The organism is Bacillus sp. IS1, from assembly GCF_032461585.1.
In the GTDB taxonomy this organism is placed as follows: domain Bacteria; phylum Bacillota; class Bacilli; order Bacillales; family Bacillaceae; genus Bacillus; species Bacillus velezensis.
The window spans coordinates 1-12,833 of sequence record NZ_JAWCWR010000012.1; the positions used below are offsets into that span (position 1 = coordinate 1).

Annotated in this window: 22 protein-coding genes; 15 read left to right on the top strand and 7 right to left on the bottom strand. The window is 38.4% G+C overall.

Annotated features, from left to right (window positions below; all coding sequences use genetic code 11):
- The coding region (locus RUW00_RS21920) for a hypothetical protein (protein ID WP_315956772.1) at positions 1–226 on the top strand (226 nt) is incomplete at its 5' end.
- Positions 227–376: 150 nt separating this feature from the next.
- Here RUW00_RS21920 and RUW00_RS21925 read toward each other — a convergent pair.
- The 7 genes from RUW00_RS21925 to RUW00_RS21955 form a co-directional block, all read right to left on the bottom strand.
- Positions 377–592, bottom strand: coding sequence for a hypothetical protein (locus RUW00_RS21925; protein ID WP_315956773.1), 216 nt, complete (start codon positions 590–592; stop codon positions 377–379).
- An 82-nt stretch (positions 593–674) separates the two neighbouring features.
- Positions 675–1,178, bottom strand: a complete 504-nt coding sequence (locus tag RUW00_RS21930) for a NucA/NucB deoxyribonuclease domain-containing protein (RefSeq protein WP_121984820.1) — start codon at positions 1,176–1,178, stop codon at positions 675–677.
- 296 nt (positions 1,179–1,474) lie between these two features.
- Positions 1,475–2,251, bottom strand: coding sequence for a helix-turn-helix domain-containing protein (locus RUW00_RS21935; RefSeq protein WP_162988655.1), 777 nt, complete (start codon positions 2,249–2,251; stop codon positions 1,475–1,477).
- Positions 2,252–2,435: 184 nt separating this feature from the next.
- A complete protein-coding gene (locus RUW00_RS21940; RefSeq protein WP_315956774.1) occupies positions 2,436–3,122 on the bottom strand; it encodes a hypothetical protein in 687 nt (228 codons plus the stop codon).
- 74 nt (positions 3,123–3,196) lie between these two features.
- Positions 3,197–3,397 (bottom strand): hypothetical protein, encoded by a 201-nt coding sequence (locus tag RUW00_RS21945; protein WP_121984816.1) that lies wholly within the window; start codon positions 3,395–3,397, stop codon positions 3,197–3,199.
- A gap of 105 nt (positions 3,398–3,502) precedes the next feature.
- Positions 3,503–3,826, bottom strand: a complete 324-nt coding sequence (locus RUW00_RS21950) for a DUF3846 domain-containing protein (protein WP_224989013.1) — start codon at positions 3,824–3,826, stop codon at positions 3,503–3,505.
- A 102-nt stretch (positions 3,827–3,928) separates the two neighbouring features.
- Entirely contained in the window at positions 3,929–4,594 is a 666-nt protein-coding gene (locus tag RUW00_RS21955; protein ID WP_315956775.1) for a hypothetical protein, read from the bottom strand.
- Between the two features lie 325 nt (positions 4,595–4,919).
- On the opposite strand from RUW00_RS21955, the gene RUW00_RS21960 reads away from it, so the two are divergent.
- From RUW00_RS21960 to RUW00_RS22025, 14 genes are all read left to right on the top strand, one after another.
- On the top strand, positions 4,920–5,165 hold the full coding sequence (locus tag RUW00_RS21960) for a hypothetical protein (RefSeq protein WP_315956776.1): 246 nt from the start codon (positions 4,920–4,922) through the stop codon (positions 5,163–5,165).
- Between the two features lie 110 nt (positions 5,166–5,275).
- The gene (locus tag RUW00_RS21965) at positions 5,276–5,515 is read left to right on the top strand and encodes a hypothetical protein (protein ID WP_121984812.1); all 240 of its coding nucleotides are present in this window, start codon (positions 5,276–5,278) and stop codon (positions 5,513–5,515) included.
- Positions 5,516–5,571: 56 nt separating this feature from the next.
- On the top strand, positions 5,572–6,150 hold the full coding sequence (locus tag RUW00_RS21970; RefSeq protein ID WP_315956777.1) for a hypothetical protein: 579 nt from the start codon (positions 5,572–5,574) through the stop codon (positions 6,148–6,150).
- A 115-nt stretch (positions 6,151–6,265) separates the two neighbouring features.
- Positions 6,266–6,721 carry a JAB domain-containing protein gene (locus RUW00_RS21975; RefSeq protein WP_315956778.1) on the top strand — a complete coding sequence of 152 codons (456 nt, stop codon included), beginning with the start codon at positions 6,266–6,268 and terminating at the stop codon, positions 6,719–6,721.
- A gap of 99 nt (positions 6,722–6,820) precedes the next feature.
- Complete coding sequence (locus RUW00_RS21980) at positions 6,821–7,288, top strand: helix-turn-helix transcriptional regulator (protein WP_315956779.1); 468 nt, start codon at positions 6,821–6,823, stop codon at positions 7,286–7,288.
- 18 nt (positions 7,289–7,306) lie between these two features.
- Positions 7,307–7,555, top strand: coding sequence for a hypothetical protein (locus tag RUW00_RS21985; protein ID WP_315956780.1), 249 nt, complete (start codon positions 7,307–7,309; stop codon positions 7,553–7,555).
- Between the two features lie 37 nt (positions 7,556–7,592).
- Positions 7,593–7,964, top strand: coding sequence for a hypothetical protein (locus tag RUW00_RS21990; protein ID WP_315956781.1), 372 nt, complete (start codon positions 7,593–7,595; stop codon positions 7,962–7,964).
- A 43-nt stretch (positions 7,965–8,007) separates the two neighbouring features.
- Positions 8,008–8,169, top strand: a complete 162-nt coding sequence (locus RUW00_RS21995; RefSeq protein ID WP_315956782.1) for a hypothetical protein — start codon at positions 8,008–8,010, stop codon at positions 8,167–8,169.
- 251 nt (positions 8,170–8,420) lie between these two features.
- Positions 8,421–8,723 (top strand): hypothetical protein, encoded by a 303-nt coding sequence (locus tag RUW00_RS22000; RefSeq protein WP_121984805.1) that lies wholly within the window; start codon positions 8,421–8,423, stop codon positions 8,721–8,723.
- 429 nt (positions 8,724–9,152) lie between these two features.
- Positions 9,153–9,668 carry a hypothetical protein gene (locus RUW00_RS22005; RefSeq protein ID WP_315956783.1) on the top strand — a complete coding sequence of 172 codons (516 nt, stop codon included), beginning with the start codon at positions 9,153–9,155 and terminating at the stop codon, positions 9,666–9,668.
- A 1-nt stretch (position 9,669) separates the two neighbouring features.
- Positions 9,670–9,945, top strand: a complete 276-nt coding sequence (locus tag RUW00_RS22010; RefSeq protein WP_315956784.1) for an AbrB/MazE/SpoVT family DNA-binding domain-containing protein — start codon at positions 9,670–9,672, stop codon at positions 9,943–9,945.
- A 51-nt stretch (positions 9,946–9,996) separates the two neighbouring features.
- Complete coding sequence (locus RUW00_RS22015) at positions 9,997–10,185, top strand: hypothetical protein (RefSeq protein WP_315956785.1); 189 nt, start codon at positions 9,997–9,999, stop codon at positions 10,183–10,185.
- A 39-nt stretch (positions 10,186–10,224) separates the two neighbouring features.
- Positions 10,225–10,623: a hypothetical protein gene (locus RUW00_RS22020; protein WP_315956786.1), complete on the top strand. Its 399-nt coding sequence runs from the start codon at positions 10,225–10,227 to the stop codon at positions 10,621–10,623.
- 642 nt (positions 10,624–11,265) lie between these two features.
- Positions 11,266–11,484, top strand: coding sequence for a hypothetical protein (locus RUW00_RS22025; RefSeq protein WP_315956787.1), 219 nt, complete (start codon positions 11,266–11,268; stop codon positions 11,482–11,484).
- The last annotated feature ends 1,349 nt before the right edge of the window (positions 11,485–12,833 follow it).

Here is a 12,833-nt window from a genome sequence, read left to right on the forward strand (position 1 = left end):
GCGCCGCGCCGTGAAATCTCCGCGGCTCATTGAAGCTGCGGGGCAGCCGGATTCCGGAGCCGGCCAGGCGCTGGCTTTTTGTGGGCAGGGCAGGCAACGGGCCGCCCTGGCTGCGGCTGAAGGAGATCCGCTCAGACCTGCAACTGCATCAGCACATGGCGCGTTGCTTAGAGCGAAGAGAGAAAAAGCGCGCCGCGCTTACCATGGTGCTCCGGAGCCGCTGTAGCTGCAGGTGATCCAGAGCCGATAGAAAGGAACCGACTCTTTTCACCAAATAAGAAAAGACGGCTGCTTCAGCAATCCGTCTTTTTCGTTATTATTTATTTTAGTGAAGTCTAATAGCATATTTACATCAAAGTCGAAATGTAAACTTAAATTATTCGTAATGTTTTAAGCTTGCTTCAATAGATTTAATGTTACTGGTTAATTTTCGAATTTGTCTTCGGAGAGTATCATTAACAACAGTAGGAATACTACCTTCTTGTTTATTTATGAAGCTTTGAACAACCTCCTTTTCTTCAACTGATTGTTTCAATTCAGACTTTAGTTCGTTTATTCTTTCTTTCATGAGTTCTTTTGTTTTTTCATCCATTTTAAAATGCTCCTTCTTTAAATAATTGATTTAACAATCAAACTTTTTAAAGCTACACCGCCTTTTTTTCATCCATTTTTGATTACTTTATTGTAAATAAGACTCTAGTGCCGTCTGGGTAACCAGAAAGCTTATGTGATACCCAGGAACCTGCTCCGCGGTTATCAGAAGGGGTTATGTATTCGATGTCTGCTCCGCTTCCTCCTTCAGCGCAAAAAGCCATTGGCCATTCATCACGATCATATCCTTTTTTTGTTGGGATATCTTTCAATGATTGAGATCGATTATTTTCCGCTCCATCACGGTCGATAGTACACACAGCTGATTTGCCCTTGGAAATTGCATTTTCTATATGTTTGGCAGTCTCAGGGTATTTATCAGCCGGAAAATAAATTACCTTGTCGGCTTTCTTATTTGAATTGTTGTTTTTGTCTGAAGAAACATCGATAGCTTTATCATGGGTGAATTCAGAAATAAGACGGTTTATATCCTTTATGATTGGACGAATAGGTGTATTTGGGACAAAGTTGCCCAAGGCATAAAGGCTAATTATAACGGCTCCTAATAACCCTAGAAATTTTTTCATCTTTCCCGCTCCTCATAAGGGATTTTTATAAGCATGAAAGCTGCTTTGCTAATCTCATTCAGGTTTCTTGTAATAAAACTTGGAGCTATCAGAGATTAAGGTATTGCTTACTCTACGGATTGTTTCCGAATTTCTTTGAAATTTATTAAAAGGGGTATTGTCGATTTTATACTTTTTTCTCAATTCTTTAATCTTACCGGCGATTATAAAAAGGTCATCTTCCTTCAAATTTGCAATATCACATAATATTTCAAAATATAGTTTTTCGGTCATTTTTAATTTCACCATCCTGCTCGTTATTTTGTTTTATCAACAAAATCAAAAATACTTTGATCAAGAGGCTTTTCTCCTTGCCCTTGAAACAGCCAATTTTTTGTTTCGCGGTTATATTCCCAACCAGCTTTTTTTAAAGCCGCGCTTAATTGCTCTAAGTTAATGCTTGGTATCTTTTTAGCAATGCTTGCTAATGTTATACCTGGTTGTCTGGTTGCGGAGAGAACTTCACGTAAGGTTGGGTTTTCACCTATATTGATTGAATTTAGTTCACTCAACTCTTTATGCCATTTTTTTATATCCGATCTGTCGAACCCTTCCTGGGTTAGAGTAGAAGGGATTTCATTAGGGTTATCCAAATAATATTGCAACTGTTTTAATGCTTCGGGTAGGGGACCGAAACTGTGTATTGTTTTGTGTCTTTGCCCTTTCCCTGGGACTGTCACGCCTTTTTTAATGTACACATAAATTTTCCCTTGTTTTTTTAATTTGACTAAGAAGCCGCTCTTTTTAAAGTCTGTCGGAGTGGCGTTACTCTTCGAAGCATATCTATGATTTACTTTGTTTCTGTCAATTTTGTCTTTCTGTAAATAAGCTTCTAAATCAGACTTTAGGTAACGATCAGCAATAGCTTGGATTTCTCCCTTATGCACTCTGTTATAAAATGTCACATGAGAAATGTTCATGTATTCCGCAGCCGCTTTGGGATCAAGGAGTTGCTCGGAGAGGTAATTTCTTATTTTCTGTTCTTTTTCCTTATCAGAAATGGGTTCATTTGCGATTTTTATTATCTCGTACATAGTAAACCTCCACATTGTTTGGGTATTGTTTCTCTAATTTTCCGTCCTAAACCCTAATAATATCCTCTTATTCTGAATGTTGAAAGTTCCAAAGGGAGGATGCGGGCAAGACATAAGAGAGAACTTTCCCTTGTATTAAGTATAACATATGCTATAGTAATTGTATAGCATATGTTATACAAAATTAGTGAAGGTTCGACATTGCTTTTGAAATTTCCTTATCAGTTGCACGTATAACGGATTCAACAAACTTTTCACAATGTCTTTCGTCCGAAAAAGAACGGCTATCGAAGCTTATATTTAGTGTATATGAAAACTGCTTTTGATTCACCTTGTAAATCAGAGTTGTTACACATTCATAATTACAAATATCTTCGGTCTTATCATATTCCAGATCCATATCATCGTACTGAGATTTAATACATTCGTCCGCAGTGTGAATCTGCCGCTCCTTTATATACTCACAAGCAATAGCTTCTATGACATGATGTATAGTCCGTTTGACAGCTGAAAGATAAAGGTCACAGTGAACGGATGGGTTTTTAACGGTTGTTATAAAAGTTGGGTGAGCATGCGTTTGAGCCGCTATTTCTGAGTGGATGATATCCTTGAATTCAGTTTCTGCTATACCTGCAACTTCATCCAATGTAAGGAAATCAAGCGTTTGAGAATGGTCACTATTGTTTAAAAACATATTCTTATTTTTTCTCACCTCGATGCTGAGTGAAGCTAACGCATAATAGCGCATCTGCTGCTGAACACGATCACCTAGACATGCCATAATTTTTTCTTTGTTTGCTTGAGTGGTAGGCAAACCATTGCTTTCTAATACTGCCGACAGGTCTTCGGCTTTAAGTTTTGTTAATAACATAAGAACCGCTCCTTATTTTCGATTATGGAGAGCATTCACGCGGGGAATGAACCACGCGTGAATGCAACTAAGCATTAATCATTAATAATGGTGCCGCAAAATATATGAATTCGATTATTGGTATGTTGGATCATTCTGACTTGGACGTCCTCTTGTTTAGAGATCGAAAGGTTTTTAGCTTTCTTAAAGACGCTTGCAATGCTAATTGGGCTTTCGATTGTTTCCTCCAATTGATCTTTTACAAACAAATTTGCTTCGAAAACTCTTGTTTTCATCTGAACCGCTCCTTTTCAAATTTATTGTGTGAATGTCACCATCACCTGATGACAATTTAAGTATAACATATGCTTTACTTATAGTAAAGCATATGTTAGAAATGTTTATTTATCTTTTTGATATAACGTGTAACCGCATCTGCAAAACTCAGCTATTTGTTCAGGTGACAACCCGATTGTTTCGCCCTGATCGTTGACTGATGCGACAAAAAATGGGCCGTGGATACAATGTGTCTTACCGTTTTCAGTAATTTTGCAATAGTATTGGGAATTGTAGAAGCCCTCTTCGTCGAACCAAATGTCAATGTTATTATTGAGTCTCAAACATTCGAGGTTATCGGCTCCTACAAGATTTTGCCGTTCTTCAAGGGTTTGCGGCAGTTCAACAAATCTGTTGTTCTGATGATCAAACAAAATGATTTTTTCCATAAAACTACTTCCTTTCAAATTTTATTGTGTGAATGTCACCATCACCTGATGACAATTTAAGTATAACATATGCTTTACTGATAGTAAAGCATATGTTATAAATTATTTTTTGAAATTTCCATCCGGCACTCTCAGCTGACAGATAACATGGTTTACGAATTCTTGGAAAGTACCTTCGCTACTTAGATCATGACCTTTTATGTTAGTCATAACGGCGTACCATTTTCCGCTCTTAGGGAAATAAACATTGTTAATCATATTAAAAGGATCGTCATTCTTTTCAAAGTTTTTTCCTAACATTTGAGAAGGTTTTACAAAGGATACATTACATTCTTCGTCCACATACTTATTAATCGAGTTAAAGTATCTTTTTGCGATGACTTTAATCAGGTAACAAATAGTTTCTGCCGTTTCTAAAAAAGGGGGTTCCGTTATGGAATCGAATTGCATCTCAGAAAGAAATTCTATAGTTGCAGTGAAAGAAAAACTGCCTTTAGTTCTCTCTTCCGCTATTTCAGTGAACTCATTAAGAGTAATCAACTTCGCTCTCTTCCGATACACATCATCAGAAGTAAAAACTATTTTGTTATCCTCGATGTGATTCAGCAAAGTTTCAAAGGCATCGTGCCGAATCGTTTCTTGAATTTCTACTGTGTCCAACTCTTGAAAGATCAATCTTATGTTTTCCTTAGTTGCCGGTATGTTGTTTCTTTGAAGAGCCTCAATAAAATCCGCTTGTGCCAGTGTGACCTGAAATGTAAAATTCATTTTAATTCTCCTTTACAAAATTTATTGTGTGAATGTCACCATCAGCTGATGACAATTTAAGTATAACATATGCTTTATTGAAAGTAAAGCATATGTTATACATTTTTTTCTTTTGATAAAATCATTCCTTTTCTTTATAATGAAATTAATGATTTTGTAAGGACTTTACCTCCTTAACAAATTTATTGTGTGAATAGGTTGCGGTGTGCGGAAACATGCCGCAACTCTTTTCTAACATATGCTTTACTATAATTAAAGTATATGTTAGAATTTAATTACCGTCAGTTGATGGTTTTCACACAATAAATCTTTTGGAGGGGTTAAATTGTTACCACATATCAGGAAAATGAGTCTTGTTCATGATTATCTTTATAATAATCGTGAAGTAGCTGAAAGATCGAATGATGGGAAGGATCAAGTGAGAGACCGTTATATCATTGTTACTACAGAAGAGGATCTCTTTGCTGAAGAAATACCCGCTGAAGAACATTATCTATATTCAGATTTTAATGAAATGGTAAGTGAACTGCGAAACACGGTAAATGATATGAAAGCTTTAAGGGAATTTTAGAAATATTTTTTATAACATATGCTTTACTATCGATAAAGCATATGTTATACTTAAATTGTCATCAGGTGATGGTGACATTCACACAATAAAATTTGAAAAGGAGAGTTTTTATGGGAAAAATATTGATTGCAGATTTGTTTATTAAGGAGAACAAAAAGCATTTATGCGCGTTGGGAACTCCGGAAGACATTAATGTTGTTTTTGACAAAGCTTATCAACTCCGAAAAGAACATAAATGTGCAATAGACGTTAGGATTGTTCGGCTTAGTGGGGTAACAACAGACAAGGTATCTATCAGTATTGAAGAAGACAGTTTTAATTACGATTTCCATAACGAGTTAGATATTTGAGAAGAGGGCGAAAGCCCTCCTCATTCGGAAAATATTAAATTGTACGGAGGACTTCAATGAAGGATATAAGAGAGATTTTACTCGAGAGATTGGTATTATTGGAACGCAGTTCATTATCATTAAATGAGGTGGAATTCGCAAGCATAGTTAATGCTGAACCTGTTGTTCACTATGCGAAAAAAACTGTTCCGGTTTGGACAAGAGAGATACATCATATGCTCTATCGGGAATATATATGGGTAGCTGGGATGTTTATGCGTGTCATGCGTGAAGAATTAGGGAAACACGGTCTTGATGTTGAGGATTGGAATATAGAATGGCAAAACGCTTTCAACTTAATGAAATTACACCAAATAGAATTCAGGGATTTCTTACATGAAGATTTTAAAGAAACCTGCCAATGGACACATGAATTTGCCCTATATCTAAATGCAAGATTGAACGAATATGAAAAGCACGGTGAACTAGATAATGTATCGAGTATAGAAAAGAACTACTTAGAAGGCATCATGGGAGATAAAGCGGTATATGAAAGGTTTTTCTATGATAAAGAATATTTAGACGCCCTATGCGGCAAGAATGCAGTTTGTAAGGCATGGAAAGAAGTGTGGAAGATTAGGAAGAACCTAGCTTAAATTTTTTAAAAAAATGTATAACATATGCTTTACTATAGGTAAAGCATATGTTATACTTAAATTGTCATCAGGTGATGGTGACATTCACACAATAAAATTTGAAGGGATGAAGAAAATGGAGAAAGTGATTGAAGTTCTTACTTTGAAACAGGTAAAACATGAGGTTGACTGTCCAGTATCAGTCATAAGAAGGCCGGACGACGCTTTTAAGGTCTATGAGCACTTTATAGCAGACGAAGCAAGAGAAGTGCCATTGGCTATCTATCTTGACGTTAAAAACAACATTCGTGCCATATATAAAGTATCGATAGGGGATGTTCGCAGTGCTATCCTCGCTCCAAGAGAAATTTATCAGGCGGCACTTTTAAGTAATGCTTCGTCAGTAATCATTGGACATAATCATCCAGGCGGTGACGTTGCTCCTTCAAGGCAAGATATTGAAACCACTCAGAGGATATATGAAGCAGGAAAGCTAATAGGGATAGAACTTTTAGATCACATTATAGTGAGCATTGAAAATGGAGAAAAGAAACATCTTTCTTTGAAAGAGGCAGGATACATTAGGAATTAAAAGAAAAAAATTTTGACCAACAGGTTCACAAAGTAAACCTAAAGTGTTTACTTTGTGAACTATATGGAGTAAAATTAAGGTAAAGAAGGAGGTAGTAATATGAAAAAATCTCAACAATTTCTGAAAGGAACTTTTCCTTACTTGGGTCATCCTGATTATGATGGGAAGCCAACTAATGATACGCTCGAAACCTTTGATCAGTTGTTTTCTCATTTCCAAGACCATCACAAGAACGGCTTTGACCTCAGACGTCTGGGCAACCTGGAGCCATCGCTTATGTTACTTGCAGTGGAAGCCATTGCGATTTTCTACAAAGAGGATCTGTACAGAGAAAAGGAACCTGATACGGAATATATCAACCTTACAGATACCGCTAAGTTGCTTGGCATTTCAAAACAAACTTTACGTAAGCGAATGGAAAAACAAAGTCCGCCAGTACCAAAACCAGATCACTATGTGAGCGGTGTACCGGCGTGGGAAAAGAAAGCTGTAGAACAGTTCATATGGGACAACGGCCTTTATGATAATGATGGAAAATTTACTTACCCTGTTCGTGAAGAAGACTAGAAAAGGAGAGAAATAATTATGAAAAAAAATCTTGCCACATTATTGGAAGAGCGGAAGCGATCACAGTCTCAGTTGGATAAAAACGAAGTGATACTAATTAAGGATGCAATAGAAGAGTTTTCTCACAGAGAAGAGTTTGAACCAGCTTTCTATTTACAGCGATTTTTGAGCTACCATGAACTATCCTCACGGTGGGGGTGGCTGCTTGTTGAGAAATTTCTTGCATATGTGAGAAGAGAAGAAAAAAAGCTGTCTGCTTTCCGTTAATTTAATGATGCCGACACAATTGAAGGAGGCTTTGACAATGAAAATGTTCGGCTATGTAAGGGGTCTGTATGATTTGGAAAGAATGGCGGAATTGTATGGGTGGCAGATCAACACAACGGATCATCATAATAAGGGGTCAGACTTTGTTTATCTTTTTCATGAGGAACGGGATTTTTTAGTAGCGGTAAATACTTTTAATGGTCGATTCTTTGTTACACATCGATTAACGAAAAACCTTGTGGCTACGGATCAAAGTGTCAAATTAAAAAGTGAAAAATGGTATGAGGATTTGCTCAGAATCCTTTATAAAGAGGTTCCATGCCGTTTCTTAAATAAAAAAGAGTTCAGCCGCCAGCTGAACCCTCTTGAAACCTTAAAAGCTTCTCACGCTAAAAAAGATTTCATGTAAATTATAGCACAGATCCGTTTATTCCTGTATGGGAGGTGCACGAATGACAGCCGCTGAAGTCGCGGTGATATTAGGAATTTTCCTGACATCTCTGCACATCTGTGAAAAGCTTCTCACGCTAGAAAAGATGTTAATAGAAAGAAAGTCACCAAAGAAAAAAAATCCTCGGAAAGCAAGCCGCAATAGTAAGCGTAAGTTTGGATAGGGGAGAGGGTGCCTCTCCCCGCCATATACGGGTTGTCAAATGATATGAAATTACTCAAGACCATAAAAGAGATTGTTTTCTGGCTGTTCATCTTTACTTATGTCTTTGGTATCCGTACAGCGGTTAGCGGCGGTGTTCAAAAAGCTTTAGACATATTGATCATTATTTCTGTTGTTTGTTCGTTAATTGTATTTTGGATAAAAAGTAGACAAGCCTAAGCAGGCTTGTCTTGAATTAAAGGAGCAGATAATGTGAAAAAATTTGCCGGTGTAAGATCATTGGACGATATGAGAACACAAGCGATTGAAGCAGGATGGAAATTTGATGAGAAGGCTTACCATAAGGAGAACAGTGACTATGTATTCCTTTATGGTAAAACAAAAGATGACATTATGGTTGCTATCAATACATTCAATGGCCATTTCTTTGTTTATAATAATGCAACTGATGAAAGTATAGCTACGCATTTAAGTGAGCGATTTGATCAAGAATCTTGGTACGTTGAAATTCTGAATATTGTTAATAAGCCATATGTGAAAAAAGAGCGGCTTTAATCACTCAGCACATACAGCAGGCGCAGCAGGTCTGCGCTCTCTTCACAAATGATACAACATTGAACATTTTTCGTTTTGAACCGGTTTGAATTTTATCGGTGAGAGGTGTTTTGAATTGCAGTATCCAGGAGATTACGTAACGATTGTAAAAAAGCCTTCTAATAGGTATGACCAAGGTCTTTTCGAGATCCGTGGTATACCCAATACCTTCTTTGAATTTTCATATCTTGGAGACAGAGGTTTTATAGAGATTAAAGAAAGCGGTACAGCGATATACTGTGTCAACCGGAATGTTAAAGAGGGGAAACCTGTTTCATATAACTTTAGCAAGAAAAATATTGCATATCTCAGAGAGCAGATAAGATATCTGCTGGACAGACGATTATACTAAAATAAGTGGTTTATAATTGATGAATAGGAGTGTTAAATGTGTATGGCGGTAGCCTAAACGATATAGAAGCGAATTTAGAGCGGCTTTTAGAAGCTGAAGAGAAATCATTGTCTTGGAGCATTTCGTTTATGTGTGAGGAAGGAATAGAATTAGAATCAGTAGGAAGTGTGTATTATAGCGGGAACAGCTTTTATAATGCCGAGGATGCTTATCAATATTTAAAAGAAAAAAACCTTCTTTCAGAGTTTTCGCTTAGCCAGCAAGAAAAAATCATAGATCAGGTTAAAGCATTTGTGAATTTGCAGATTTCTGAAAACCCAAATTACTGCAGCCGTTCAGGGTACAAAGCTTCTCCTGAATGTTATCGGGAAACGGAAAATAAAATAATGGTAGCTTTTATAGATGATTCAGACCAACTTTATTTCGATGCTATTATAGACAAAATCTGTGGCAATGTGAGGTTTGAGTATCTGGGGCAATACGAACCAGAGGGAAGCCGCCCTTTTGAAAACGGATCGTTTAAGATAAGTGTAGAAAGTATTAGGGGGAAATAATATGAAAAATACAGGTGTTGTTCGCAAAGTTGACGAATTAGGACGCGTTGTTTTACCGATTGAGATTAGAAGGATATTTGATATGAAACATAAAGATCCGGTAGAAATTTTCACTGAGAATGATACGATAATTCTTAGAAAATACCAACCGCAGAAAAAGTGTGCGATCACGGGCACAGTGTCAGATGAAAATATGACCTTTAGCGGGGGGATTGTTCTGAGTCCAGAAGGATGCGAGAGGTTAGTGTCTGAATTAATAGAATTAGGACGCCGATAGGGGTATCAAAACTCTTCTGTGTAAAGGGTTGACTAAGGAGCTGCGGGTATTATGACAATGGAACGTTACTTAAAATTGAGATATAATGGAAAAACGATGAAAGAAATTCAAAATGAATATGAATTAAGCGATAGCACCGTTTGGACCCTTGAATTAGGTTATACCTGCTTTCTTAAAGGGATTCCGCTAGATGAAGCGGTTAAAGCTATTTTTAGCATTGAGAGTCCACAAGTTCATTAAGAGCTGACTCTTTGAAACGTTAACAAGGGGGAATGGAACTTGGATCAGGTGATAAGTATTTCTAAAAAAATTGATTTTCTAATAATTCTTGCACTTGCTTTAATCGACACATTAGCTTTTCTCGGTCACTTTTTAGGAGTAACTGATTTCGCAGAAGTTTATAATTATGGAGCTGCTCGACATATTTTGTATCTCAGTCTTTTTCTAGGCTTCTTTTGGTTTTTAGCAACTATCATGATGGAAAAGAAATTCAATTTATTTCGAACTGCTTACGGATTTTGTTGTATCTACACAGCTTTATTGGCATGTATAGTTTTAGAATTTTCCTCCCTTCAATTAGGCAGGGAACTCGGTTTATTTTTATTAGGGTATTTTGTATTAAAGCTTATAATCAGCATTATTGATGATGGAACCTCTATTGTGAAAAGTCTATCTTAATGTATTAGGGTAAAGGAAAGTTGAGAAATAGAGTCGGCCAATGAGCCGGCTTTTTTGTGGCCAGGGAGACAACGGGCCGCCCTGGCTGCTGAAGGAGATCCGCGGCCGTCGGTTCCGATATGGCACCGGCAGGAGAGCGTCTGAAAGAAAAACGCCCCGCGTTTACGGGGCGATCAGGAGAGCATCAGCAGCGCGCAGCACCGTGAGATCTCTGCGGCTCATCGAAGCCGCGGAGCAGCCGGATTCCGGAGCCGACCAGGCATCGGCTTTTTTGTGGCCAGGGAGACAACGGGCCGCCCTGGCTGCAGCTGAAGGAGATCCGCGGCCGTCGGTTCCGATACGGCACCGGCAGGAGAGCGTCTGAAGGAGAAAACGCCCCGCGTTTACGGGGCGATCAGGAGAGCATCAGCAGCGCGCAGCACCGTGAGATCTCTGCGGCTCATCGAAGCCGCGGAGCAGCCGGATTCCGGAGCCGACCAGGCATCGGCTTTTTTGTGGCCAGGGAGACAACGGGCCGCCCTGGCTGCAGCTGAAGGAGATCCGCGGCCGTCGGTTCCGATACGGCACCGGCAGGAGAGCGTCTGAAGGAGAAAACGCCCCGCATTTACAGAGCGATCAGGGCTGCACCGGCAGCGCCGCGTCGTGAAATCTCTGCGGCTCATCGAAGCCGCGGGGCAGCCGGATTCCGGAGCCGACCAGGCGCTGGCTTTTTTTGTCCAGGGCAGGAAACGGGTCGCCCTGTGTGCAGCTGAAAGAGATCCATCCGCGGCCGTCGGTCCCGACACGGCACCGGCAGGAGAGCGTCTGAAGGAGAAAACGCCTCGCGTTTATGAAAGAGCCCCACCAAAAAGGTGGGGTTAGATATGCAATTTCTTAACATTTTTTATGTTATCTGTGTTATAGTGAAGTTGCTATCACGCCACAGCATTATTCAAATATGTTGTGTGTTCGTCATGGGATAATTCCCACCTCTAATAGCCGTTGGTGGGGGAGAAAATCGAAAGTGAATTGTGCATGTGGTTAATAATTGATATCTGTTCTTGTGATAGCGAACCAGATACAATATTAACCGATCTAAAAAGGAGGAGTGGAACATTTAAACCTGGGAATTTAAATGTTCTAACAGATGGCTCCTTGATTAAATTTTTCGCGAATAGTTTAATCATCTCCAATGGAAAGACTCCTGGCGTGGGAACCAGGAGTTTTTTCTGTATATCTGAACATTTTTTAGGGAATACAATATAATGCACAATAAAAGGGGAAACAGTGTGGGATTTGGCTGCGGTTGTGTTTAAGGGTAATCTCCTTGCGTTTCTGGGAAAAACGCAAACCAAAAACTGTTTCCCTCTTGCAATTACTTATAGGCCAAAAACTACTGTGATTGGGTGATCACAGCAAGCAACAAGCAGTTTAGATGTTCATTCTTTCCAAAACCTATAAAAGAGCAAACAAACGTTTCCTATCTTGATCAGCCAATCTAGGTGTTGTTTGATTTTATTTTGGTTCTTCCTGAATGAGTTAATTAAATTTTTCGCAAATTTTTTCACGCTAATCATCTCCACGGTTTTATTCACAACCGCAGGATTATGGATATTATACCAGTTATTTCTGTTTAGGGGGAGAGACCAGGTTTAAGATGCCTGGTCTATTTCTTGTTGTGTTTATGCTAGGATATCTGGGATCAACCAAACTATAAAAGGTAGTGGCTGGTTAACGGTAGGATGTTGTATTGACACATTGAATGAACACGATTTTTCGTTCAAATGACTTGTTAATTTCATGGGGTTCCGAGACCTTGTTTGTCTTTTTGGTATCATTAGCATCAGAAAATTTGGATATATTGTTGTGTTTTGTATTATTTTAGGGTAACTTTGAACTGTAAAGAAAACACAAAATAGGGAGTGATGTCATGGGGAAATAGAAAAATCTATTCTATTGAGCCGTAGATAGGTTTTATTCCAGAAAAGTGTGTTTCCTTAAATTTCGCTTGCTTCGCGCTTCTATATATCTAGTTCTCCATTTCTCCATATTAGTGCGTGCATAATTGCTCTGCCTCTCAGAAATAAATCCTCATATATTTAAATCTCCATAGAAAAGGATTTTCAAGACAATATGTTAATAGAGCCATAAAATTGGCGGAAATCTTCTCATTTCCATAGGGCGTTTCCCTTTTCTCTTTGAAAAATGAGAAGATCGAAGCGAAACATCTT

Excerpts from the sequence above, each read along its gene's own strand:
- RUW00_RS21925 (WP_315956773.1), bottom strand. The coding sequence starts at position 592 with ATGGATGAAAAAACAAAAGAACTCATGAAAGAAAGAATAAACGAACTA.
- RUW00_RS21930 (WP_121984820.1), bottom strand. The coding sequence starts at position 1,178 with ATGAAAAAATTTCTAGGGTTATTAGGAGCCGTTATAATTAGCCTTTAT.
- RUW00_RS21935 (WP_162988655.1), bottom strand. The coding sequence starts at position 2,251 with ATGTACGAGATAATAAAAATCGCAAATGAACCCATTTCTGATAAGGAA.
- RUW00_RS21940 (WP_315956774.1), bottom strand. The coding sequence starts at position 3,122 with ATGTTATTAACAAAACTTAAAGCCGAAGACCTGTCGGCAGTATTAGAA.
- RUW00_RS21945 (WP_121984816.1), bottom strand. The coding sequence starts at position 3,397 with ATGAAAACAAGAGTTTTCGAAGCAAATTTGTTTGTAAAAGATCAATTG.
- RUW00_RS21950 (WP_224989013.1), bottom strand. The coding sequence starts at position 3,826 with ATGGAAAAAATCATTTTGTTTGATCATCAGAACAACAGATTTGTTGAA.
- RUW00_RS21955 (WP_315956775.1), bottom strand. The coding sequence starts at position 4,594 with ATGAATTTTACATTTCAGGTCACACTGGCACAAGCGGATTTTATTGAG.
- RUW00_RS21965 (WP_121984812.1), top strand. The coding sequence starts at position 5,276 with ATGGGAAAAATATTGATTGCAGATTTGTTTATTAAGGAGAACAAAAAG.
- RUW00_RS21970 (WP_315956777.1), top strand. The coding sequence starts at position 5,572 with ATGAAGGATATAAGAGAGATTTTACTCGAGAGATTGGTATTATTGGAA.
- RUW00_RS21975 (WP_315956778.1), top strand. The coding sequence starts at position 6,266 with ATGGAGAAAGTGATTGAAGTTCTTACTTTGAAACAGGTAAAACATGAG.
- RUW00_RS21980 (WP_315956779.1), top strand. The coding sequence starts at position 6,821 with ATGAAAAAATCTCAACAATTTCTGAAAGGAACTTTTCCTTACTTGGGT.
- RUW00_RS21985 (WP_315956780.1), top strand. The coding sequence starts at position 7,307 with ATGAAAAAAAATCTTGCCACATTATTGGAAGAGCGGAAGCGATCACAG.
- RUW00_RS21990 (WP_315956781.1), top strand. The coding sequence starts at position 7,593 with ATGAAAATGTTCGGCTATGTAAGGGGTCTGTATGATTTGGAAAGAATG.
- RUW00_RS21995 (WP_315956782.1), top strand. The coding sequence starts at position 8,008 with ATGACAGCCGCTGAAGTCGCGGTGATATTAGGAATTTTCCTGACATCT.
- RUW00_RS22010 (WP_315956784.1), top strand. The coding sequence starts at position 9,670 with ATGAAAAATACAGGTGTTGTTCGCAAAGTTGACGAATTAGGACGCGTT.
- RUW00_RS22015 (WP_315956785.1), top strand. The coding sequence starts at position 9,997 with ATGACAATGGAACGTTACTTAAAATTGAGATATAATGGAAAAACGATG.